The sequence below is a fragment of the Gordonia sp. HS-NH1 genome (assembly GCF_001418765.1).
Lineage (GTDB): Bacteria > Actinomycetota > Actinomycetes > Mycobacteriales > Mycobacteriaceae > Gordonia.
Genome location: NZ_LIYC01000015.1, coordinates 39,473 through 62,488, shown reverse-complemented (window position 1 = coordinate 62,488; position 23,016 = coordinate 39,473). Strand labels below are relative to the sequence as shown.

Annotated in this window: 17 protein-coding genes; 15 read left to right on the top strand and 2 right to left on the bottom strand. The window is 67.9% G+C overall.

Going from position 1 to position 23,016, the window contains the following annotated elements:
* Positions 1-33 precede the first annotated feature (33 nt).
* The 6 genes from AMD30_RS12565 to AMD30_RS12540 all read left to right on the top strand — a co-directional run bounded on the left by AMD30_RS12565 (position 34) and on the right by AMD30_RS12540 (position 7,470).
* Positions 34-603 (top strand): GNAT family N-acetyltransferase, encoded by a 570-nt coding sequence (locus tag AMD30_RS12565; protein WP_010842418.1) that lies wholly within the window; start codon positions 34-36, stop codon positions 601-603.
* 31 nt (positions 604-634) lie between these two features.
* Positions 635-3,415 (top strand): DNA polymerase I, encoded by a 2,781-nt coding sequence (polA, locus tag AMD30_RS12560; RefSeq protein ID WP_055475870.1) that lies wholly within the window; start codon positions 635-637, stop codon positions 3,413-3,415.
* Complete coding sequence (locus tag AMD30_RS12555; RefSeq protein ID WP_055475869.1) at positions 3,415-4,500, top strand: isocitrate/isopropylmalate dehydrogenase family protein; 1,086 nt, start codon at positions 3,415-3,417, stop codon at positions 4,498-4,500. Before polA ends, AMD30_RS12555 begins: the two co-directional genes overlap by 1 nt.
* A gap of 288 nt (positions 4,501-4,788) precedes the next feature.
* Entirely contained in the window at positions 4,789-5,703 is a 915-nt protein-coding gene (locus AMD30_RS12550) for an ABC transporter substrate-binding protein (RefSeq protein WP_055475868.1), read from the top strand.
* Between the two features lies 1 nt (position 5,704).
* Positions 5,705-6,664, top strand: a complete 960-nt coding sequence (locus AMD30_RS12545; RefSeq protein WP_055475867.1) for an amino acid ABC transporter permease — start codon at positions 5,705-5,707, stop codon at positions 6,662-6,664.
* Positions 6,661-7,470 (top strand): amino acid ABC transporter ATP-binding protein, encoded by an 810-nt coding sequence (locus AMD30_RS12540; RefSeq protein WP_442902700.1) that lies wholly within the window; start codon positions 6,661-6,663, stop codon positions 7,468-7,470. Before AMD30_RS12545 ends, AMD30_RS12540 begins: the two co-directional genes overlap by 4 nt.
* Before the next feature lie 6 nt (positions 7,471-7,476).
* Here the strand turns inward: AMD30_RS12540 and AMD30_RS12535 are convergent, their stop codons facing one another.
* Positions 7,477-8,340, bottom strand: a complete 864-nt coding sequence (locus AMD30_RS12535; RefSeq protein WP_055475866.1) for a class I SAM-dependent methyltransferase — start codon at positions 8,338-8,340, stop codon at positions 7,477-7,479.
* A gap of 44 nt (positions 8,341-8,384) precedes the next feature.
* On the opposite strand from AMD30_RS12535, the gene AMD30_RS12530 reads away from it, so the two are divergent.
* Positions 8,385-11,384 carry an ATP-binding protein gene (locus AMD30_RS12530; RefSeq protein WP_231632708.1) on the top strand — a complete coding sequence of 1,000 codons (3,000 nt, stop codon included), beginning with the start codon at positions 8,385-8,387 and terminating at the stop codon, positions 11,382-11,384.
* Here AMD30_RS12530 and AMD30_RS12525 read toward each other — a convergent pair.
* Positions 11,350-12,447, bottom strand: a complete 1,098-nt coding sequence (locus AMD30_RS12525) for a class I SAM-dependent methyltransferase (protein WP_055475864.1) — start codon at positions 12,445-12,447, stop codon at positions 11,350-11,352. The genes AMD30_RS12530 and AMD30_RS12525 overlap by 35 nt on opposite strands.
* Before the next feature lie 488 nt (positions 12,448-12,935).
* On the opposite strand from AMD30_RS12525, the gene AMD30_RS12520 reads away from it, so the two are divergent.
* Genes AMD30_RS12520 through AMD30_RS12485 form a run of 8 tightly spaced genes read left to right on the top strand, consistent with a single transcriptional unit; the run spans position 12,936 to position 22,974 of the window.
* Complete coding sequence (locus tag AMD30_RS12520; protein ID WP_425307025.1) at positions 12,936-13,817, top strand: glycosyltransferase family 2 protein; 882 nt, start codon at positions 12,936-12,938, stop codon at positions 13,815-13,817.
* Positions 13,807-15,147 carry a lipopolysaccharide biosynthesis protein gene (locus tag AMD30_RS12515; RefSeq protein WP_055475863.1) on the top strand — a complete coding sequence of 447 codons (1,341 nt, stop codon included), beginning with the start codon at positions 13,807-13,809 and terminating at the stop codon, positions 15,145-15,147. Before AMD30_RS12520 ends, AMD30_RS12515 begins: the two co-directional genes overlap by 11 nt.
* Positions 15,144-16,829, top strand: coding sequence for a glycosyltransferase family 2 protein (locus AMD30_RS12510; RefSeq protein WP_055475862.1), 1,686 nt, complete (start codon positions 15,144-15,146; stop codon positions 16,827-16,829). Before AMD30_RS12515 ends, AMD30_RS12510 begins: the two co-directional genes overlap by 4 nt.
* A complete protein-coding gene (locus tag AMD30_RS12505; RefSeq protein ID WP_055475861.1) occupies positions 16,826-18,574 on the top strand; it encodes a hypothetical protein in 1,749 nt (582 codons plus the stop codon). The genes AMD30_RS12510 and AMD30_RS12505 overlap by 4 nt, the downstream gene beginning before the upstream one ends.
* On the top strand, positions 18,571-19,854 hold the full coding sequence (locus AMD30_RS12500) for a hypothetical protein (protein ID WP_035717242.1): 1,284 nt from the start codon (positions 18,571-18,573) through the stop codon (positions 19,852-19,854). Before AMD30_RS12505 ends, AMD30_RS12500 begins: the two co-directional genes overlap by 4 nt.
* Positions 19,851-21,032, top strand: a complete 1,182-nt coding sequence (locus AMD30_RS12495; RefSeq protein ID WP_055475860.1) for a glycosyltransferase family 4 protein — start codon at positions 19,851-19,853, stop codon at positions 21,030-21,032. Before AMD30_RS12500 ends, AMD30_RS12495 begins: the two co-directional genes overlap by 4 nt.
* Positions 21,032-21,793 carry an alpha/beta hydrolase gene (locus AMD30_RS12490; RefSeq protein ID WP_010842433.1) on the top strand — a complete coding sequence of 254 codons (762 nt, stop codon included), beginning with the start codon at positions 21,032-21,034 and terminating at the stop codon, positions 21,791-21,793. Before AMD30_RS12495 ends, AMD30_RS12490 begins: the two co-directional genes overlap by 1 nt.
* The gene (locus AMD30_RS12485; RefSeq protein WP_231632707.1) at positions 21,766-22,974 is read left to right on the top strand and encodes a glycosyltransferase; all 1,209 of its coding nucleotides are present in this window, start codon (positions 21,766-21,768) and stop codon (positions 22,972-22,974) included. The genes AMD30_RS12490 and AMD30_RS12485 overlap by 28 nt, the downstream gene beginning before the upstream one ends.
* The last annotated feature ends 42 nt before the right edge of the window (positions 22,975-23,016 follow it).

The following is a 23,016-nucleotide window of genomic DNA, read 5'->3' as shown; positions in this document are numbered from 1 at the left end:
CCGCAGGCTCGATTCGGACCGTAAGGTGACCGTATGATCCCGGTCACCGTCTCGACCACGACAGACCTCGAACTCGCCAGCAGGTTGCTCGCGCAGGCATTCGCCGACGACCCCGTGACGGTGTGGATGCAACCGGACACGTCGCGGCACCTGGTCATGTTCCGCACGCTGTTGAAGTACAGCCACGGGCCGAACGCGACGCTGGACCTCGCGATGCGCGACGGACAACCGGTCGGTGCCGCCGCGTGGGATCCGCCCGGACACAAGGTGTCGGCGAAGGCGCAGACCCTGTCGATGTGGGGCTTCTTCCGGGCAATGGGTTCCCGGATGAGCCGCGGTGCCAAACTCGAGGCGGAGTTCGGCAAGCGCAGGCCCAAGGAACCCCACTGGTATCTCGGGCAGATCGGCGCCCCGGTCCACGGCGTGGGTGTCGGCACCACCCTCTTGCGCCACCGGCTCGACCAGATCGACGGTCCGTCCTACCTCGAGTGCTCGAACGTCCGCAATGTCCCGCTCTACGAGCGATTCGGCTTCGAGGTGACCGAGGAGTTCGAGTTGCCGATGGACGGTCCGAAGGTGTGGGCCATGTACCGGCCGGTGTGAGCTGTCGGGAGTCATCACTAGACTTTGCGAGGTGAGTCCAGCGCAGAGTTCCCCGGCAACGACCCCCGCCACGGCAACCGGAACGACGGGCAAGGCGGCCGCCGGCGCCAAGGGCAAGACCAGGCAGCCGGTGTTGATGCTGCTCGACGGGCACTCGCTGGCCTATCGGGCGTTCTTCGCGCTGCCGGCGGAGAACTTCAAGACGCATTCCGGCCAGACGACGAACGCCGTCTACGGCTTCACCTCGATGCTGATCAACCTGCTGCGCGACGAGGAGCCGACCCACATCGCCGCCGCCTTCGACGTCTCCCGGAAGACCTTCCGGTCGGAGATGTATCCCGAGTACAAGGCGCAGCGATCCAAGTCGCCCGACGAGTTCAACGGACAGGTGGATCTCACCAAGGAGGTTCTCGATGCGCTGGGGGTCTCGGTGCTGGCCATCGAGGGATACGAGGCCGACGACATCATCGCGACCCTCGCGACCCGGGCTCGTGAGGACGGGTACAAGGTCCTGATCGTCACCGGCGACCGCGACTCGCTGCAACTCGTCGACTCCTCGACCACCGTGCTCTATCCACGCAAGGGAGTCTCCGACCTCACCCGGTTCACGCCCGAGGAGGTCGAGAAGAAATACGGTCTCACCCCCGCCCAGTACCCCGACTACGCCGCGCTGCGCGGCGACCCCAGCGACAACCTGCCGGGCATACCCGGCGTCGGGGAGAAGACCGCCTCCAAGTGGATCCGTGAGTACGGATCGCTCGCCGCGCTCGTCGATCACGTCGACGAGGTGAAGGGCAAGGTGGGCGACGCGTTGCGCGCGCATCTGGCGTCGGTGCAGACCAACCGCCAGCTGACCGAGCTCGTCCGCGACATGCAGCTGCCGGCGTCCCCCGACGACCTGGCCATGGTCGGGTGGGACCGCGATCGCATCCACCAGCTCTTCGACGACCTGGAGTTCCGGGTCTTGCGGGATCGTCTCTTCTCGACGCTGAGTTCCGTTGAGCCAGAGGCCGAAGCAGGTTTCGATCTCGACGGAGCGGTCCTGGGTGCGGGCGAGGTCGCCGGCTGGCTCACCGAGCACGCCCGCACCGGCCGCGTCGGTCTGGCCATCACCGCGCCGCACGTCGTCGTGGGGTCGGATCCGACGGGCGTGGCGATCGCGGCCGCAGACGGGACGTCGGCGTATGTCGACGTGACCGCGCTGAACCCGGAAGACGAGGCGGCACTGGGGGACTGGTTCGCCGACCCGTCCGCGTCGAAGGCGGTCCACGAGGCGAAGTGGGCCGTCCACGCGCTCCGCTCGCGCGGCTGGAAGCTCGACGGCGTCACCAGCGACACCTCGCTCGCGGCCTACCTCGTGCGGCCCGGACAGCGAACCTTCAACCTCGACGATCTCGCGCTGCGATACCTGCGTCGTGAACTCCGGGCCGACGGCAGTCCGGGCGACGGCCAGATGTCGCTGCTCGACGACGACTCCGACGGTCGCGTCGCCGAGCAGCACATGCTCGAGGCGCGGGCGGTCCAGGAACTCGCCGACACGCTCGACACCGAACTCGACCGGATCGACTCCAAGCCCCTGCTGACCGAGATGGAATTGCCGCTGTCCTTCGTGCTGGCCGACGCCGAGGCGGCCGGCATCGCGGTCGACGTCGACCACTTCGGTGCTCTCGAGCGGATGTTCGCCGACCGGATCCGCGCCGCGGCCGAGGCGGCGTACGAGGTCATCGGAGAACAGATCAACCTCGGTTCCCCCAAGCAGTTGCAGACCGTCCTCTTCGACAAGCTCGACATGCCGAAGACGAAGAAGACCAAGACCGGTTACACCACCGACGCCGACGCGCTGCAGTCTCTCTACGAGAAGACCGAGCACCCGTTCCTCGCGCACCTTCTGGAGCACCGCGATGCGACGCGGCTGAAGGTCACCGTCGACGGCCTCCTGAAGTCGGTCGCCGACGACGGGCGTATCCACACGACGTTCAACCAGACGATCGCCGCCACCGGACGCCTGTCGTCCACCGAACCGAATCTGCAGAACATCCCGGTGCGCACGGAGGCGGGCCGGGAGATCCGCCGCGGCTTCGTCGTCGGCGCCGACACCGCGACCGGCGTGCCCTACGACTGCCTGATGACCGCCGACTACAGCCAGATCGAGATGCGGATCATGGCGCACCTGTCGGAGGATGCCGGCCTGATCGAGGCGTTCAACACCGGTGAGGACCTCCACAACTTCGTCGGGTCACGCGCCTTCGGTGTGCCGATCGACGAGGTCACCACCGAGATGCGTCACCGAGTGAAGGCCATGTCCTACGGGCTCGCCTACGGCCTCAGCGCCTTCGGGCTCGCCGCCCAGCTCAAGATCAGTCGTGATGAGGCCAAGGAGCAGATGGAGGCGTACTTCGCGCGATTCGGCGGGGTGCGCGACTATCTGCACGACGTGGTCGCCGAGGCCCGTCGCAACGAGTACACCGCGACGCTGTTCGGCAGGCGTCGCTACCTGCCCGACCTGAACAGCGACAACTGGCAGCGTCGGCAGTCCGCGGAGCGAATGGCGCTCAATGCGCCCATCCAGGGCACCGCGGCGGACATCATCAAGGTCGCGATGATCAACGTGCACAAGCGTCTTGCGGCCGAAGGTCTCACGTCGCGGACGCTTCTCCAGGTCCACGACGAACTCGTGATCGAGGTCGCCGCCGGCGAGCGGGAATCCGTCGAAGCGGTGGTGCGCGAGGAGATGGGCAATGCCATCACCCTGTCGGTGCCGCTGGAGGTGTCGGTCGGTTTCGGTCGGTCTTGGGACGACGCAGCGCACTGATGGGCCTGCGCGAGAGGAGGTTCGGCGTCCTCACCGGCGACGGGATCGGACCGGAGATCGTACCCGTGGCAATCGCGATCGCGGATGCTGCCGCCGGACTGGAGTCGATCGAGATCGACTGGCAGGAGCTGCCTTTCGGGTCGTCGGCCATCGCCTCGCACGGCGACCCGGTACCCGCGCAGACTCTGTCGGCCCTCGACGAGCTCGGATTCTGGATCGTGGGACCCCACGACTCGGCCGCGTACCCGCCCGGCCACGGCGATCGGACACCGGGTGCCACGATCCGTACCCGCTACGAGCTGTTCGCGAATCTCCGTCCGGCACGCGGTTTTACGGGCGTGCCGGCGCTCCGGCCCGACATCGACGTGCTGATCGTGCGGGAGAACACCGAAGGCTTCTACGCCGATCGCAACATGGCGGTCGGCAGCGGCGAGTTCATGCCGACCCCGGACGTGGCGCTCGCGGTCGGGCTGATCACCCGCGCGTCCTCGGAGAGAATCGCGCGGGTCGCGTGCGCCGCCGCGATCGAGCGCGCGGGTACCGACCGGCAACCGCGGCTGACTATCGTGCACAAGGCCAACGTCCTGCGTATGACCACCGGCCTGTTCCGTGATGCGTGCCGCGACGTCGCCGCCGAGTTCCCCGAGGTGAAGGTGTCCGAGCAACACGTCGACGCGATGGCGGCCCTGCTCGTCCGGCGCCCCGCCGACTTCGACGTCCTCGTCACCGAGAACCTCTTCGGTGACGTCCTGTCCGATCTCGCCGGAGAGTTGGCCGGCTCGCTGGGCATCGCGGGTTCGGTCAACAGCTCGGAGTCCCGGGTGATGGCGCAGGCGACACACGGTGCGGCGCCCGACATCGCCGGACGCGGCATCGCGAATCCGGTCGCGATGATCGTCTCGGTGGCAATGGGCTTCCGGCGTTACGGCCTGATGACGGACGACGCGGCACTCGTCGCGGCCGGCGCCCGGATCGACGCCGCGGTCGCCGACACACTTGCGCACACCGCAACCCGCGATCTCGGTGGTGGCGCGGGGACCGCGGAGTTCGGGGACGCGGTGGTCCGGCGGATCGCGGAGGCGTGACCCTCTGCTGCGTGAGGTGCGAGCGGAGGCGTGACCCTTTGCTCCCTGAGGTGCGAGCGGAGGCGTGACCCTTTGCTCCCTGAGGTGCGAGCGGAGGCGTGACCCTTTGCTCCCTGAGGTGCGAGCGGAGGCGTGACCCTTTGCTCCCTGAGGTGCGAGCGGAGGCGTGACCCTTTGCTCCCTGAGGTGCGAGCGGAGCGAGCCTCGAAGGGCCGGAACACGCGTGAATCGCGGGTGGCGAGCCGGGGTGCAGGAGGCGAACTACAGTGAGTTGGTGCGCTCGGCCGGATGGAGGGAAGTGGTGTGACGCGGGTTGCTCGCTGGCTCGGCGTCCTGCTCGCCGTCCTGGTCGTCGTGACGGGTTGTGTGGACAACGAAGCCCGTGAACGCGCGAACCAGGTCGCCCCGATCGACGTCGACGTGGCGAAGGTGCCGGCGATCGCCGCCCTCGTCCCACCGGAGATCGCTCGCACCGGACGGCTGATCGTCGGGGTCAACATCCCGTACCAGCCGAACGAGTACAAGGACGCGTCCGGGAAGATCGTGGGCTACGACGTCGACCTGATGAACGCCGTCGGCAAGGTGCTCGGACTCGTACCCGAATACAAGGAGTCCCAGTTCGACACGATCATCCCGTCGATCCAGGCCGGCACCTACCAGGTCGGCATGTCCTCGTTCACCGACACCCTCGAACGCGAGAAGCAGGTCGACTTCGTGACCTACTACAGCGCCGGCGTGCAGTGGGCGCAGGCGACCGACAACGACGACGTCATCGATCCCGACAACGCGTGCGGTCTCCGGGTGGCGGTCCAGACCGCCACCTACGAGGACACCGACGAGATCCCCGCGAAGAGCGAGGCCTGCGTCGCGGCCGGTAAGCCCGCGATCGACAAGGTCAGGTTCGACAGCCAGGACGAGGCGGTCAACGCGCTGATCCTGGGACGCGTGGCCGCGATGTCCGCCGACTCGCCGGTCACCGCCTATGCCATCAAGCGCACGAACGGCCGGCTGAAACCGGCCGGTGGGATCTTTGATTCCGCCCCATACGGTTGGGCCATACGGAAGGGCTCGCCGCTCGCGGTCGCGATGCAGCGCGCAGTGCAATACCTCATCGACAACGGACAGTACGAACAGATCGCGGCCAATTGGGGTCTCGAGGAGGGGATGATCGATGTCTCCGTCATCAACGGGGCGGTGAGCTGAGGTGACGTCACCACAGGCCGGCCCCACCACATCGGCCGAACCGGAACCGATCAAGGCGGTCCCGCTCCGTCGTCCCGGGCAGTGGATCGCCGCCGTGATCATCATCGTGCTGGCTGCGCTGTTCATCTACGGTGCCGCCACCAACGAGGCCTACAGCTGGGGCACGTACGGCAACTATCTCTTCGACTCGCGCATCTTGTCGGGTGTCGGCTACACCCTGGCCCTGACCCTGCTGTCGATGGCGATCGCCATCGTGCTCGGTGTGCTCCTCGCGATCATGCGGCTGAGCCCGAATCCGGTGCTGCGCGGGACGTCGTGGGTGTACCTGTGGATCTTCCGCGGCACGCCCGTGTACGTGCAGCTCGTGTTCTGGGGCCTGTTCCCGGCGATCTACAAACAGATCGACCTCGGCATCCCGTTCGTGCACCAGTTCGTCTCCTTCGACATCCAGACCCTCAATGCGGCGTTCCTGTTCGCGGTGATCGGTCTGGGCCTCAACGAGGCCGCATACATGGCGGAGATCGTCCGGGCCGGTGTGTCTTCGGTCGGTGAGGGACAGACGGAGGCCTCGGTCGCGCTGGGTATGTCGTGGTCGCAGACGATGCGACGCACGGTCCTGCCGCAAGCCATGCGGGTCATCATCCCGCCCACCGGCAACGAACTGATCAGCATGCTCAAGACCACCAGCCTGGTGGCGGCGGTCCCGCTGACCCTCGACCTCTACGGACGCCAGCGTGACATCTCGGGCGTGATCTTCGAGCCGATCCCGTTGCTGCTCGTCGCCTCGACCTGGTACCTCGTCATCACGAGCGTCCTGATGGTGGGGCAGTACTACGTAGAGCGCTATTACGCCAAGGGAGCGACCCGCGCGCTGACCGCGCGACAACTCAAGACGATGGCCGACGGAGCGGCCACGGCCCCCGGCGGCGCCGCCGGCCCGGCAGGGGGAGAGAAGGCATGACCCAGCCAGAGCACACGGCCGCATCGGCAGCACCCGGTGGCTCGCCGCCGCCGATGGTCGTGGCCGACCGTGTCTGTAAGAGCTTCGGTTCGGTGCAGGTCCTCAAGGGGATCTCGCTGGAGGTCGCACGCGGTGAGGTGTTGTGTCTCATCGGGCCGTCGGGGTCGGGGAAGTCCACGTTCCTGCGATGTGTGAACCATCTGGAAGTCGTCAACGCGGGCCGGCTCTACGTCGACGGTGATCTCATCGGCTACCGCGAACGCAGCGGCAAACTCTACGAGATGAGCGCCAAGGACGCGGCCACCCAGCGACGCGACATCGGCATGGTGTTCCAGCATTTCAATCTGTTTCCGCATCGCACGGTGCTCGAGAACGTGATCGAAGCTCCGATGCAGGTGAAGAGACAATCGCGATCGGAAGCGGTCGACAAGGCACGCTATCTGCTGGACCGGGTGGGGCTGTCCACGCGGGCCGATGCCTACCCGGCGCAGTTGTCGGGGGGCCAGCAGCAGCGGGTCGCGATCGCCCGTGCGCTCGCGATGGACCCCAAGCTCATGCTCTTCGACGAACCGACTTCGGCCCTCGATCCCGAACTCGTCGGCGACGTCCTGAAGGTGATGCGCGAACTCGCAGCTTCGGGCATGACCATGATGGTCGTCACGCATGAGATGGGTTTCGCCCGGGAGGTCGCCGATCAGCTGGTCTTCATGGACGGCGGTGTCGTCGTCGAGCGGGGCGATCCCCGCGAAGTCCTCGCCGACCCGAAGGAACAGCGCACACGGGAGTTCCTGTCGAAGCTCCTGTGAGTGCCGCTAGGCGGCCTTGTGACTGCAGAAGATCGCGGTTCCCGGAAAGTAGCTGCCACGCAACGGACTCCACTGGCCCCATGTTCGGTCGAAACCGTCCGGCCACTCGGGTTCGATGATGTCGTCGAGGACGAAGCCGGCGGCACGGAGTTCACGGACACGGTCACCGATCGTGCGGTGGTGCTCGACATAGGTCAAGGCGCCGTCGGCATCGGTCTCGGTGTACGGCGTGCGGTTGAAGTAGGGGATCCGCACGGTCAGACCCTCCGGGCCCGGGTCGTCGAGGAACATCCACCGCATCGGGTGGTTGACGGCGAAAACCCAACGCGCGCCCGGCTTCAGGACTCGGGCGACCTCGCTCATCACGCCGGCGGAGTCGGCGACGAACGGTACCGCGCCGAACGCCGAGCAGGCGGCGTCGAACGACTCGGCCGCGAAGGGCAGGGTCTCGGCGGTGGCCTGCACGAGCGGTACCCGCACACCTTCGGCAGCCATCGCGTCGAGCCCGATGCCCAGCATCCGCCGCGAGAGGTCCACCCCTACCGCACGTGCGCCGTGCGCGGCCAGCCACCGGGCACAGGGCGCCGAACCGCAACCGATCTCGAGGATGTCGCGCCCGTCGATGTCGCCCAGGAGCCGGACATCGGATTCGCGGAGGCCTTCCGGGCACCAGACGAAGTCGCCGCCCGCGGCATGCGCGCCGAGAAAATCACCATGCTCGTCGTGGTAGTTCTCGGCGTCGTGATCCCACCACGACCGGCTGGCACGGTCGCTGGTCGCGGAGTCGACGTCGCCGAGAATTCTCGGGGGTCGGCTCGATCCGGGGCCGGTCGACGTCGTTTGTTCGGATTCCGCCTGGTTGGGGGACATCCTGCGATGATAAGGCCATGGTCTGTCTCGCTCTGCTGGGTCCGGTGGACACATCGGACGGCGCGGGCGTGCCTCGACCCCAGTTCGGGACCCCTCGTCTCCGGTGCCTGCTTGCCGCACTGGCGTTGCGTGCCAACGCGGTCGCCGACGTGGACTGGCTGACCGAGATCCTCTGGACGGATGTAGCTCCCGCCACCCCCGAGTCCGCACTGCACAACCTCGTCTTCCGGCTGCGGGCAACCCTGCGACAGCGTGAGGTCGATGACCGGCTGAGGGTCGTCACGACCTCACCCGGCTACACCCTCCAGGTGGATCGGGCCGACGTCGACACCCTGTTGTTCGACGACATGGTGACGCGCGCCTGCGCTGTCGTCGACACCGAGCCCCGACTGGCGGTCGATCTGCTCGACAGGGCCGAGACTCTGTGGCGTGGAAGGCCTTTCGGGGAGTTCGCCGACGCCTCCTGGGCGCGGGCGGAGGTCGGGGCACTGATCGAGCGGCGCGTGCTGGGAGTCGAGACCGCGGCCGACGCCCTGATCGCCCTCGGCCGCCCGGAGGATGCCTATGTGCGGTTGCTGCCGATCATCGACGAGCACCCCTATCGCGAGGGACTCCACCTGAGAGTCATGGATTCGTTGTGGCGGATGGACCGTGCGGCCGACGCGCTCGACGTGTACCAGCGGCTCCGTCGACGTCTCGCGGAGGACATCGGCACCGATCCGGCCGTGTCGGTCCGCGAGCTGCACGCCCGCATTCTCGACGGGGAGTCGTCATCGTGGACGCTCGGTGTCGCGACGGACCCGGACGCGCCGGACCCGGACAAACCGGCCCACGACCGGACGGTCACCGCCTCGGATGCGCGTGACGGTGCACCGCAGTCCGGATCGGCGTCCCTGATCGGACGCGAGGCACAATTGGCCGACTTGGCGGCAACCATCCGCGCCGGCGGGGTGGTCACTGTGGTCGGACCCGGAGGCGTCGGCAAGACGGCTCTCGTCCGTCGGCACGCACGGTCGGTGAGCGATCGTCCCGTCTGGTTCGCCGAGCTGGCGGCGATCGGGAGTCCCGACGGGGTCGCGCATGTCGTGGCGTCCGCGACGGGGTCGACGATGCGGCGCGACCTCCCGACCCTGGACGCACTCGCCGACGCCCTGAGCGGGCAGCAGGGTCTGCTCGTGCTCGACAATTGTGAGCACGTACTGGACGCCGTGGCCGAAGTCGTTGTCGCGCTACAGGATCGATGTCCGAACGTCACCGTGATCACGACCTCTCGGGCACCGCTCGGACTCGCGACCGAACAGATCATCGTTCTCGATCCGCTGCCCGTGCCCGACGTGGACGCGACCGCCGATGACATCGAGTCATCTGATGCGGTGCGGCTGTTCTGCATGCGCGCCCGTGCCCGGGACCCGCGGTTCGAGTTGAACCCGAACAGCGCGCCGGCGGTCGCCGAGATCTGCCGGCGACTCGACGGGCTGCCGCTCGGTGTCGAGCTCGCAGCGACCAAGGCCCGCGCGATCCCGCCGACCGAATTGGTCGACCGGTTGCACTGGCGTTTTCGAATCCTGCGGGCTCCACACGGAGTCGAGCCTCGGCACCGCAGTCTCCATGCGCTCGTCGACTGGTCCTACACGCTGCTGAGTGAACCGGCACGCGGTCTGTTCGACGTGCTCAGCGTCTTCCCCTCTCGGTTCGGCCTCGACGACGCGGAGTTCCTGGCGGAGGCCATCGGTGTGCTGGCCCGCGACGCCGTGGCCGACGCCGTGGCCGAACTGGTCGAGGCGTCCATGGTGTCCACCGACACGGGTGGCTACCTGATGCTGGAGACGTTGCGCGCGTACGGTACGGAGTCGCTGACCGGCCGCGACGCCCTCGGCGCCGCGCGATGTGCGCACACCGCGTGGGTGGCGGACTGGCTCGGGCCGTTGGGATGCGACGTCTACGGACGCGGGCACCTCGAGGCCGCGCGACTGGTGCACGACCGGCTCGACGACGTGCGGCAGGCGATCGACCACGCGGGCGTTCATGACCTCGACCTCGCCGACACGATGCTGCAAGGGTTGATTCCCTATCTCGAGCTGACCATGAGCCCGGAAGTCACTGGGTGGGCACGGGTCCTCGTCGACCGTCACGAACCCTCGTTGCTCGGTGCCGGCGTGTGGGCCGTGTCGGCCGGCGGCGCTCGATTCGACGGGGATCTGCCGGCCGCTCGGCATTGCACCAACCAGGGCCTCGCCGCCGACCCCGGCCCGGCCGTCCGGGTCTATCTCCACATGATGTTGGTCGACGTCGGACTCTTCCAGGGGGATCTCGACGCCGCGCTACGAGACGCGCGTACGTTTCGCGAACTCGCGCTGGTGGCCGACATGCCGGGCGCGGCGCACATGTCCGACATCAGCGCTCTGCTCATCCGCTCCTACCAGGGCGAGGACTCCTACCCGGCGGCCCGTGCCCTCGAGATCGCCTGCTCGACCGCGGGGGAGGACGTGGTCGCCGCATGGTGCCGATACGTCTCGGGCGAGTGCTTGCTCGACACGGATCCCGTCCGGGCACGGCAACTTCTCGACGGCGCCATCGGATCGGCGCGCCGTCACGGCGATCGGTATCTGCTCGGGGTGGCGATGGCGTCTCGGGCGTCGATCGTGGCGCGGTCCGGCGATACCGAGCGCGCCGCTCTGCTCTACGTCGACGTACTCGAGCACTGGCGACAGACCGGGAACTGGACCAATCAGTGGGTGACCCTGCGTTCGGTGGTCGATGTCTTGGTGGAGCTCGGACGGAGTGAACCGGCCGCGCTGCTGCTCGGCGCCATTCGGCGCGCGAGCCGGGTGGCCGGGTCCGATCCGTTCGGGAGTGATGTCGAACGACTCCGCTCGGCCGAGAACCGCATCCGTGACGCGGTGGGTGACACGACGGCGGACGATCTCGTGGCCACCGGTGCGGCGGTGACACCCTCGGATGCTGTCGACGTGGCCCTGACCGCGTTGGCCACCGGGCGCGCCGACCAGCTCAGGTGGTCAGCTCGTAGAAGCGGAAGAAGCTGAAGTCCTCGATGGGGAGGACTTCCACGCCGGCGAACCCCGCATCGTCGGCGTACTGCCGCAGGGTCGACGACCGGAACACGGTGCCGGTGGCTGCCGACGGAGGCGAACTCATCGAATCGGGTAGACAGACGAACAGCGAGAACCCGTACATGATCTTGTCCAGATCGTCTGCGGGGCCGGTGAATTCGTCGGACACCGCCTCATCCATGACGATCAGCGAGGCGCCGGGTGCCAGCGAGCGACGGACCGCGGCGAGCACCTCGACCGGCCGGGGCATGTCGTGTAGGCACTCGAAAGCGAAGGCGGCGTCGAACGGACCGTGTGCCGCCGCCCCGTCACCATCGGCGACAAGGAAGGTCACACGCTCGGAGACCCCCGCGGTTGCGGCGTTGGCACGGGCCATCCGGACCGACGCCTCGTCGACGTCGAGTCCGATGAAGGTCGCCTCCGGGTAGGCCCGGGCGAGAGCGATGGTCGAGTGGCCCGCTCCGAACCCGACGTCGGCGACACGGGCACCGGGGCGCGACAGCCGCTCGTGGAGGTGTTCGACGCCGGCGAGCGCAGGAGCGAGTCGGGCGTCGAACCACGGCCGATTGAGGTCGGCCTGGGACTCGCGCGCGTCGGCGCCCAGGGTCTCCCAGCTGACGCCTCCGCCGTGCCGGTAGGCGTCGAGCAGCTCCGGCAGATGACGTGCCGCCGCCGCGAACATGCGCGGGAGTGCTCCGAGATACGACAGGCTCGAGGTGTCGGTGAGCACCTCCGCGACGCCCGGCGAGATCGCGAAGGTGGGTGGCCGGTTCGTCAGGTCGGCGTCGAGGATGCCGAAGGCGCACTGCATCTCGAGCCACTCGCGGGCGTAGCGCGCGTTGGTCTGGGTGCGTTCGGCGAGCCCGTCGGCGGTGAGGGGGCCGGATTCGGACAGGCATCGGTACCACCCGAGCCGGTCCCCGAGATAGACGCTCAAGGTCTCGGCGGTGGCAAGGGCCGAACCGAAGAGTCGTTCGGCGAACTCGTCGGCGCCCGGTGCTGATGAGTCGGTGGCGGGTGTCGTTGTTTCGGTCATGACCCGATGATGGCGGCAGCACCTCTCACGTCGCTCTCACGGCGATCGCGAAACCGCGTCGCCGGTGCTCTCGGAAATCAGCTCCGACCGGGAAACATTCCCTGAAGGTATGGAAGAAATGATTTCGCGGCCATCCATATCGGCGGGCGGAAAGGGGTCGATTCGCGATGCCTTGTCGGTGACTGGTTCGCACCGCGCATCCAAACGGATTGGTGCGCAACGTTAAACGGTTCCGTGATTTAACTCACTGGGCGGAAATGCGTTGTTCACACTGTCGCGATTGCGCGCTTAGGGGTTCTGTGCCAGATTGGATTCAGCGATGCACGGGGGGAAACCATTCCGGGGGGAAAGGTTCCGGCGTCGCCCAGCCCCGAGTTCGGGGGCTTCATGCGCAACTCACTGGTCCGACAGGCCGCCGCGGTTGCCGGCATGTCGGACCGACCATGTGTGAGCGCTTCGCTTCTGGTCGACCGGAAAAGGTTTTTGTCATGGGGGAGAATCAATTCGCTCCCGGGGGGAGTTCTGCTGTTCCCGGGATCTGGGACCATCTGGCGCCGGGAACCCCGCGCCCGAAGGTCTCGGTGATAGTGCCTGCGATGAACGAGGCGAGGAACCTGCCGCATGTCGCGGCGCGGATGCCACCGGACGTCGACGAGATCGTCGTCGTCGACGGGCATTCGGTCGACGACACGGTGGCGGTGGGTCGTGCCCTGTGGCCCGACGGCATACACGTCACCCAATCCCGCAAGGGCAAGGGCAATGCGCTGGCCTGCGGTTTCGCGGCCTCGTCCGGCGAGATCATCGTGATGATCGACGCCGACGGAAGTACTGACCCGCAGGAGATCTCGCGGTACGTCTCGACGCTCGTGGACGGTGCGGACTACGCGAAGGGCTCACGGTTCGTGGCCGGCGGCGGCAGCGCGGACATCACCAAGGTTCGCCGCGTGGGGAACTGGGGACTCAATCTGATTGTGAACACCCTCTTTTCGTGTCGGTTCACCGATCTGTGCTACGGCTACAACGCGTTCTGGCGGCAGTGTCTGGGCGTCATGCAACTGCCGTCCACGGCTGAGCCCGATCCGCAGTGGGGCGACGGTTTCGAGATCGAGACACTCATCAACGTCCGTATCGCGGTGAGCGGTCTTCGGGTCGCCGAGGTGCACAGCTTCGAGGCGAACAGGATCCACGGAGAGAGCAACCTCAACGCGGTTCGCGACGGACTCCGGGTGCTGCGGACGATCCGTCAGGAATTCACCCATCAGCGCAGGTCGGCCCGGTCGGTGGGCCCGGTCCGGAACCTGCCGCCGGTGCCAGCCGCGCCGGAACCGCGCGGCGACTCGGGCTGGGCGAGATCCCGCAATGTCAGCTGACCTCGACGCCGGGCATCCATCGACCTCACGGTACGGCGCTCAGCGAGTGCAACGCGAAGCGATTGCGGTCGCCATCGGTTCGGCGATCAATGCTGTTCTCGGGGTTGCCTTCTGGGCGTTCTCGGCGCGGTTCGTGGCACCGGACGAGCTCGGTGTGATGACGGCCGTCCTGTCGGTCATCACTGCGGTCGGATCGGTCATCGCCGCGGGTGTCGGCGACGCCTACACCGCGATCCTGCCCGCCGTCGGTCGCGACCGCCCAGCCGTGTTCCGGCGTGGCCTCCGCCTGACGACTGTGCTGTCGACCGTCGCCGGAATCGTCAGCGGCCTGGTGGTCATCACCTCGCTGTCCGAGGTGCGCGGCGACTACGCGGTTGCCGCCGTCGTCGTCGTCGGGATCATCGCTTGGTCGGCATACGGATTGCAGAGCGCCACGCTGATCGCCATCGGGCGGGCGAACTGGACACCGCCGTCGAACATCGCGCACGGCGTCGCCAAGATCGTGGTGCTGCCGGTGCTCTGTGCGACCATCGCGTGGCAGAGCGTGCCCCTCGCGGTGGTGATCGCCTCTGCGGGAATGGTGGTGGTGCTGCGGCCGTCGATCAGGCGGCTGATCGACACCGGTGACGGGCTACCCACGAGCGGAACCATCTCCGCGGGACAGGCGATGGTCGAGTTCCATCGCGTGGTCAGCCGTACGACCGCGTTGTCCGGGCTCAACCTGGGCGTTCTCGCCCTCACTCCATTTCTCGTGACACTCTTCGCCGGTCCCGAAGACGGTGCGCGATTCGCCCTCGTCTTCGCGATCGTGTCCACCCTCGACTTCATCGGTGCGTCGATGGCGGTGTCGCTGGCGGTTCATGCGTCCGCGGAGCCCGCCTCGGCCGGCGCGATGGCCAAGAGGCTCATGGCCCGTGCGGGTGTCGTGACCGTGCTCGGATCGGTCGGCGCCGCAGCAGTCGTTCCCACCGCGCTCCATGTGCTCAACCCGGCCTACGACAGGGGCACGACTCTTGCCGTGGTCGTGGTGCTGTGCGCGGGCTCGATCATCCGGTTGCCCTATCTGATGTGGGCGGCGCTGCGGCAGTCGGAGCGGCGTCTTCGGGCGCCGTTGGTACTCAGCGGCGCCACCGCGATCCTGCTGTTCGCGATGATGCCGGCGTGCTGCGCGGCGTTGGGAGCCGTCGGTGCGGCGTGGGTCGTTCTCGCGCATCAGGCAGTACTCACCGCGGGAGCGGGGATCGTGTTCGGGCGCAGGTACTTCGGTGATAGTGCCCGTGGTCGCGAAGTGTTGTCCCGCGGCTCGTCTCGGAAGAAGGAGAAGCGATGAGAGACACCGAGACGTCCACTGGACCGGCGACGCTCACACCGGTCAGACAGATCGTGGGCGCGGGTCCGGTGTGGTCGGGAGCCGTCTGGGTGGGGCAGGTCGAGGACGGGGACATCCCGCCCGGGCGGATCGAGGTCGTCGGCGGCTCCGGCTTCTCCGAAGCACGGTTTCTCGTCAGACGGGACGGTCAACCTCTCGGCTTCGTCCAGGTCCCGATCGTCGACGGTACGGTCGACGGGTCGATTCTGCGCACACGCGCCCGTGAACTGCCCGGTCTCGTGTCGCAACCGCGTCGGGAGACCTCACCCGCGGTGTCGGTGGTGATCTGCACCAGGGACCGCCCGGACCATCTCGCGCGGCTGTTGGCGAGCCTCGTCGAACTCGACTACCCGGAGTTCGAGATCCTGGTGGTCGACAACAACCCGGCGAGCGGTGTCACCCGGCCCGTCGTCGAAGCGGCTTCCGGCCTTCCGGTGCGGGTCGTCGACGCGGTCGGGCAGGGATTGTCGATCGCCCGCAATGTCGGTGTCCGCCATGCTATCCACGACATCGTCGCCTTCACCGATGACGACGTGGTCATCGACGCGCAGTGGCTCGATCGCCTCGTGATCGGCTTCGAACGGGACTATCGCGTGGCCTGCGTCTGCGGGATGGTGCCGTCGGTGGAAGTGCTGACGCCGACGCAGGCCTGGTTCGACCATCGGGTCGGTTGGGCCCGGCGGTGGGAACCGGCGCTCTACGGGCTCGACGACCACGCGGCGGACGACGACCTGTTCCCGCTTCGCGTGTCGGAGTTCGGGACGGGCGCCAACTTCGCTGTGCGCAAGGCGGCGGTCACTGCACTCGGCGGGTTCGACGAGGCGCTCGGCGCCGGGTCGCCCGCCGGGAGCGGTGAGGACATGGACATCTTCGTGCGGATCCTTCTGTCGGGCCGGCTCCTCGCGAGGGAGCCCGGTGCGATCGTCTGGCACAGCCATCGGGAGACCGTCGCCGAACTCGACAAGCAGATGCACGACTACGGAGTCGGGTTGAGCGCCCTGCTCGTCAAGATGCTGGTGCATCCCCGCACCACGGGCATGGTCGCCAAACGACTCGTCGTCGGTGTGCGCCATCTGGGAGCAGTCACCGACGTCGAGCATTCCGCGGCGCTCGCGGCGGAGCCCGAGCTGGCCACGGTACGCCGGCGGGAGCTGACCGGCGTCGTTCGTGGTCCGTGGAGGTTGCTGCGAGGCAGACTCGCCGGGCGTAGCGGCACTCCGCTGCGCAACCGTGCGCGCGGGGTCGCCGGGCTCTTCGACTTTCGTCGCGAGCAGATGTGGGGGGACCGGGGCAACACGATCCTGGCGGGCCGCCTGGCAGGCACCGCCGTCTGGTGCGGGGCGATCGGCATGCTGGCGGCGGCCGGGGTGCTGCCGGGCGCGCTGCAGGCGCTGGCGGTGGCAGTGTTCGTCCTGGCCGGGCCCGGTTCACTCGCGGTGTCGTTCTCGGCATACCTGCCGGGTTCGGCGCGTTGGGTGCTGGTCCCGACGCTCGGTTCGGCCATCTGCACCTTCTCGGTGACAGGTCTGCTGATGGCCGGGTTCTGGGATCCATCGGCGCTGTTGGCGGGCCTCGGCGCGCTCACGAGCGTGGGAGGACTGCTGCGTGGCAGGTACCTCGCGTCCCGGGCGGTGCGGCGATGACGGCCACCCCGACCATCGAGCCCATCACCACCGCACGCGAATCGGCAGCCACGGGTTCGACAGCGGCGGGGTCGGCGGCACGGGTCCGCCCGCCGTGGCGCCGGGTGGCGACACCCTGGGTCGTGCTGGCGCTCTGCCTGGCGTGTTTCGTCCACGGCGTCCGGACGATCCCGACGTCGGCCTTCAACCAGTTCGGACTGCTCGCCGGGGCGTCGCCGACGTATGCGATCTCGATCGTGCTCGCCGCACTGGGTTTCGGTGTTGCGATACGACAGCGCAATTCGCCCGCGGCGGTGACGGCGATCGTCGCGATGGTCGTGTGTCAGCGGCTTCCGCGGGCGATCTCCACCGAGGAGCCGATGTATGCATGGACCTACAAACACCTGGGTGTTGTCGACCATGTCCAGCAGAGTCATTCGCTCGCGCACGGTGTCGACGTCTACAACGGCTGGCCCGGGCTCTTCGCACTGACCGCCTGGCTCAGCGATCTCACCGGCGTCGAGCCGATCGACATCGCGCACGGATTCACCCCGGTGTTCTGTCTCGCATTGGCCGCTCTGGTCTACGCCGCGGCGCGTGCCTGGCGATTGACGCGGGACCAGAGTCTGACGGCGACGTTCCTGGTGGTGTCGTTGAACTGGGTGGAACAGGACTATTTCGCTCCCCAGGCCTTCGCCATCCTCCTCACGGTCGGCATCCTCGTTCTCATCGGGCTGTCCCGGACCCGGCCCGCGGGGACCCTCGCCCTGGTGATCCTCTTCGCTGCTCTCGCCATCTCCCATCAGCTGACCCCGTACTGGGTCCTGGGAGCTGCCTGCCTACTCGTGCTGGGGCGACAACTCAAGCCCTGGTGGGTCGTCCTGCTGATGGCCGCGGCCCTCGCCGCGGTTCTCGCCTACAACTTCGACGTCGTATCGCAGTACACGCTGTTCTCCAGCGATGTCACGGGCAATGCGCGGACGAATGGTGCGGGACTCACCGGAATGGCCGGACAGGTCGTCGCGAGCTGGGTGATGCGACTTCTCACGGTGTCGATGTGGGGCGCCACCGCGACCGTCCTGCTGATCAGATGGCGACGTCGCCAGCCGGTCTGGGCGCTGGGAGTGCTGGCGCTGAGTCCCATCCTGATTCTCGGTGGCCAGAGCTACGGGGGCGAAGCGGTGTTCCGCGTGTTCCTCTACTCGCTGGTCGGTTGCGCATTCGTCCTGGCTCCGGCGCTGGTGGGTGGATTACGTTCTCGGCCGGCCATATCCGTGCCGGCGTTCGCGGTGTTCTTGTTGGTCACCGTGATGGCCGCACAGGCGTCCTCGGCCAACTGGTACACGAATCTGATCGGTGCCCCGCAGGTTGCGGCAAGCGAGGAGCTGCTGGAGGGCAACGTCTTTCCCGCCTACGTCACGCCGCTGGTGCCGACGTGGCCGGAGCGCAGCACCGGCGACTACGTGCGCTTCGCCGAGTTCACCGACACCTACGACCACTCGCTGATGTTCGTACCCGGAATGCGCGGCCGGAGTTTCGCGTCCGACACCGACTACCAGCAGTTCATGTCGGTCGTGACCGGACGGGACCGGCCGACGTATCTCGTGCTGTCCGAACCGATGCGGGCCTACGGCGCCTATTTCGGAATGTTCCCGGCCGACTCGGTCGCGAACCTACGCGCCCACGTGTCCACCGACCCGCGGTGGGAGGTCGTCGACGACCGTCCCGGCGCGTGGGTCTACCTGTACCAGGAGGCTTTGAGATGAGTAGAACCGTGACGAGCGATGCGGTGACGAGTGACACCGGGGCCGGCAGCAGCACCGGTCGGACGGACCCCCTCGCGTTGCAGAGGCGCGACCGGCCATGGGTCGGAACGGTGTTGAGCCTGCTGCTCGGCCCCATCGACCTGCCACCCCTCGAGGGTGTCCGGGCGGCGGTGGCCAGGGTGGCCGAGGAGAATCCCCATGCCCGCATCGGATGGGGACTCGACCGCGACGAGCTGCGCTGGATACCCGGAGCGCCGACCGAGGCCATGGTGACCGAGGGCGCGGCGTGGGACGACACCACGGGTATCGGTGAGGTCGTGGATGCGATGGTCGCGGACGCCGACCCGCACCTGCCGCTCCAGTTCGTCGTGTACCCGGGATATCTCGGGATGGTGGTCTGGCATGCGCTCGGCGACGGGCGGAGCAACGGCGCCCTCATCGAGGCCGTGGCCGGCGCGGCGTCCGGTGGCGGGTACAAGCCGGTGGCCTCGCACCCTTCGGGACGGGCACCGGTTCTCGCCGCCGCCTGGGCGACCTTCGGGCGAGACCCGAAACGGCTGCGCGCGGCCTTCACCGACCGGCCGGATCGTCCGGAGACGCCGGCGTCCGGTCTGACGGTGCCCTGGCGACCCTCACGGAAGACGTTGTACACCAGTATCGACGGTGCGGTCCGCGATGAGGCGTTGTCCGCCGCGCGGGAGGCGTCGGGCAAGGTCAGCAACTTCGCGGTCATGGCCTTCGCGGTCACCCGGGCGCTGCGTGAGGCCGGCATCGTCATCGCGCCGATCTCGAACGTCGTCGTCGACCTGCGAACCTACCTCGACGGGGACTGGATCAACGGCAACTTCCTCGGCTCGCTGCCGATCCGGATCGACGACCGCACCTCGATCTCGGATGTGTCGCAGTCGATCCGCTCGGGTCTGCGGACGGGCCGGCCCCTGGCCGGGGCGGTCCTGTCCTCCGTGCGTACCGGCGGACGACGGCACCGCACCGCGATCCCCGAGTCTGCCGACCGGGGCATGCCCGCGGTCGTCTCCTTCTCCGATGTCGGAATGCGCACCGACATCCCGTTCGCGCCCGGTGGCCGTCCGGTGTACGCGAGCAGTTCCGAACCCGATGGGCCCCACGGGGTGACGGTTGTCGGCCTGCACACCCGCGAGGCGAGTCTGCTGTCGGTCTCGTTCCACGACAACGTCGTCGACGCCGACCGCGTCGGCGCTGCGCTCGCCGCGCTGACACATGACTTCGGCGCGATCGTCGCGGGAGGGAGGGTGCGGTGATCAGGGTCCTGGCGGTCTCTCCGTCGCCCGACGTGACCGGCGCCGAGCAGAGCCTCCTCAACATCGCGGCGCACTTCGAGCAGTCCGCGATCCACATGACCCTCGCCGCTCCCGCAGGCGGGACTTTCGAGAAGCGCTGGCGCGAGACGGGTCTCGGGTTCCACGCGCTGGATGTTCCCGCCCGGCAGGGATTGCGGTCCGGTGATGGCCGCCGGTGGCATGGTCTGCGTGCGCTGTCGACCAGCGTGTGGCGAACGGTCCGGGCGACCGGCCGGCTGGTTCGCTCGGTCCGGGAGACCGAGGCCGACGTGATCCACTCGAATCTGCTGATGACGCACGTGGATTGCGTGATCGCGGGTTTGCTCACCGGGGCGAGGCCGGTGCTCGAACTCCACGAGATCGTCGCGCCGGGTCTCCCGCGCTGGATTCTGGGCGCGCTGATCCGCATGTCCGGTGCGACCATCGCCATCAGCGCCGCGTCACGGGACCAGGTGCCGACGTGGGCCCGAGCCGGAGTGGTCGTGGTCCCGCAGTGCGTCGACCCCCGCCGGTTCGACACCCGCCGAGAAGGGAACGGCGCGGCCGACACCCCGTGGCGGGCACGGCTCGCGGCACGCCCGAACGAACTGATCGTGGCCGCCGTCGGCCGCGTCGACCCCGAGAAGGGTCTGCACATCCTGGTCAGAGCGGTTGCGCGGTCCCGGGAGAAGGGACACCCGTTGCAGTTGGCCCTGGTGGGTTCGCCGGGGACCGACGATGGACGGTACCTGTCGGAGCTGACCGCACTGGGTGCGGAACTGCTCGGTGAGGCGGTGCGGGTCGTCCCGCACACCGACGACATCGCCGGCGTGCTGGGCGCGATCGACGTGCTCGCCTGTCCGTCCTACGCAGAACCGTTCGGCATGATCTTGCTGGAGGCCCAGTTGTGCGAGCTACCGGTGATCGCCTGCCGGTCGGGCGGGCCGGCGGAGTTCATCGAGGACGGGGAGACCGGGTTGCTGGTCGAACCGGGGGACGTCGACGATCTCGCCGCGGCACTCGTCCGGCTCGCCGAGGACGACCTCCTGCGGAAACAGCTGGCGCGTTCCGGTTCCGAGCGTGTGCGCGACGAGTACACCGCTCCGGTGCGTGCGAGTCGGGTCGGATCGCTGTACGAGTCAGTGGCGGGTGTGCAGTGATGCGCCGTGTCGGCCTCGTCATGATGCTGGCGGCAGTGCTCGCGTCGACGGGGTGCTCGACGGTCGACGACGGCGGCCTCACCCGTGACCGCGTGGTCGTGGACGGGGAGAACACTGTGGGCGTCGTCGACGCGGATGTGACCACACGAGGCGTCGTCGTCTACTTCCACGGGCTCGACGAAGACGAGTCGATCCTCGAGAAGGATGACCCGCACCGGTCTCTCGTGCGCGATCTCACGGACGCGGGCTACGCGGTCGTGGCCAGTCGTGCGGGCGGAAATGCATTCGGAAACAATGCGTCCCAGCTGAACTACGCCGAGTTGGCGACCTGGGCGGCCGACCGGTATCGCGTCTCCGACGTGTTCTTCCTCGCGGAGTCGATGGGAGCGATCGCCGCGATGAACCTGCTGGCGAAAGATCCGGACCTGCGGCCCCGAGGGCTCGCCGCGATCGGGCCCGCGCTGAATTTCGACCAGGCGCCTGCCGACTATCGGACGAGTATCGCGGACGCGAACCCCGATCCGGCTGCGGTCGATCCGATGCAACTGCCGGTGGAATCATTGAGCGGCAGCAACATCCGCTTCTACGTGAGCCCGTCGGACACCCTGGTCCCGACGTCGGCGAATGCCGATGCGTTCCGCGCGCGGTTCGGTGGCGTGGCGGACATCTCGATCGTCGAATGCACGGGACCGCACCTGGATCCGTCGTGCCTGCAAGGAGAGGATGTGGTGACGTGGTTCAACGGACTCACCCGTTGGTGATCGAGGAGGCCCCCGCACCCTCGGTACCGGACACCGGCATCGAGCGGGTGATGGTCGTGGGCTCCGGGCCGCACTTCGTGAGCGGGATCAGCTACTACACGCACGCTCTCAGCGAAGCGCTCGGTACGCGGTACGACACTTCGGTCGTCCTGATGCGACGCCTGCTGCCGACCCGGATGTACCCGGGCGCGGAACGGGTCGGCGAACCCATCGCCGACCTCGAGTATCCACGGGAGATGCACGTCTACGACGGGGTCGACTGGTTCTGGTTCCCGTCCATGTTCCGGGCCCTCTTGCTGTTGTGGCGGCGTCGCCCGCACGTGGTCACCTTCCAGTGGTGGACCGGGACCGTCGCGCACAGCTATCTGTTGCTCGCCGCGGTGGCACGGTGCCGCGGATCGCGAATCATCATGGAGATGCATGAGATACAGGACACCGGCGAGGCGGACATACCTCTCGTGCGTCGGTACACCCGCATCATGATGACGCTCCTGCTGCGACTCGTCGACGGCTTCGTCATCCACTCCGAGGCGGATCTGGTACCCCTGGCCACGACCTATCCGATCGGCTCGAAACCCGTCGAGGTCGTACGGCACGGGCCCTTCCGGCAGTATTCGTCGAGTTCCCGACCGACGCGGGTGGCGCCGGCGGACTGCACCAACCTGACCTACTTCGGCACCATCCGGCCCTACAAGGGGCTCGAGGATCTCATCTCTGCGTTCGAGACCCTCGAGAACCCGGAACGGTTCTGGCTGACGGTGATCGGGGAGACCTGGGAAGGGTGGGAGCTGCCCGCCCAGCGCATCGGCACGAGTCCGCTCTCCCATCGGATCACCTTCGTCAACCGCTACGTGACCGACGCCGAGGCGGCGAGCTGGCTCGCCGGCGCGGACGCCCTGGTCCTGCCGTACCGGAGATCGTCGGCCAGCGGCCCGTTGCACGTCGGCATGTCCCTCGGCCTCCCCGTGGCGATCACCGCCGTACCGTCCCTGACGGAGGCGGCGCGGGGTTACGACGGCTGCGTGTTCTTCCCGTCGGGGGACATCGGTGCCCTGCGCGATGCCCTCGTCACCGTCGCGACGATGCGCGACACGACCTTCGATGATCCCGCGTCCTGGCAGCATTCGGTGCAGGCGTACGGAGATCTCGTGGGCCGAATCGACGCACGGGCTCGCCGGTGAACCGCCACCGTCAACGGAGTCGCTCCGGAGGGCTGTCCCGTC

What these genes read in the sequence shown, in the direction of transcription:
- AMD30_RS12565 (WP_010842418.1), top strand. Translation starts at nt 34, where the DNA reads ATGATCCCGGTCACCGTCTCGACCACGACAGACCTCGAACTCGCCAGC.
- AMD30_RS12555 (WP_055475869.1), top strand. Translation starts at nt 3,415, where the DNA reads ATGGGCCTGCGCGAGAGGAGGTTCGGCGTCCTCACCGGCGACGGGATC.
- AMD30_RS12550 (WP_055475868.1), top strand. Translation starts at nt 4,789, where the DNA reads ATGGAGGGAAGTGGTGTGACGCGGGTTGCTCGCTGGCTCGGCGTCCTG.
- AMD30_RS12540 (WP_442902700.1), top strand. Translation starts at nt 6,661, where the DNA reads ATGACCCAGCCAGAGCACACGGCCGCATCGGCAGCACCCGGTGGCTCG.
- AMD30_RS12535 (WP_055475866.1), bottom strand. Translation starts at nt 8,340, where the DNA reads ATGTCCCCCAACCAGGCGGAATCCGAACAAACGACGTCGACCGGCCCC.
- AMD30_RS12525 (WP_055475864.1), bottom strand. Translation starts at nt 12,447, where the DNA reads ATGACCGAAACAACGACACCCGCCACCGACTCATCAGCACCGGGCGCC.
- AMD30_RS12520 (WP_425307025.1), top strand. Translation starts at nt 12,936, where the DNA reads ATGGGGGAGAATCAATTCGCTCCCGGGGGGAGTTCTGCTGTTCCCGGG.
- AMD30_RS12515 (WP_055475863.1), top strand. Translation starts at nt 13,807, where the DNA reads ATGTCAGCTGACCTCGACGCCGGGCATCCATCGACCTCACGGTACGGC.
- AMD30_RS12510 (WP_055475862.1), top strand. Translation starts at nt 15,144, where the DNA reads ATGAGAGACACCGAGACGTCCACTGGACCGGCGACGCTCACACCGGTC.
- AMD30_RS12505 (WP_055475861.1), top strand. Translation starts at nt 16,826, where the DNA reads ATGACGGCCACCCCGACCATCGAGCCCATCACCACCGCACGCGAATCG.
- AMD30_RS12500 (WP_035717242.1), top strand. Translation starts at nt 18,571, where the DNA reads ATGAGTAGAACCGTGACGAGCGATGCGGTGACGAGTGACACCGGGGCC.
- AMD30_RS12490 (WP_010842433.1), top strand. Translation starts at nt 21,032, where the DNA reads ATGCGCCGTGTCGGCCTCGTCATGATGCTGGCGGCAGTGCTCGCGTCG.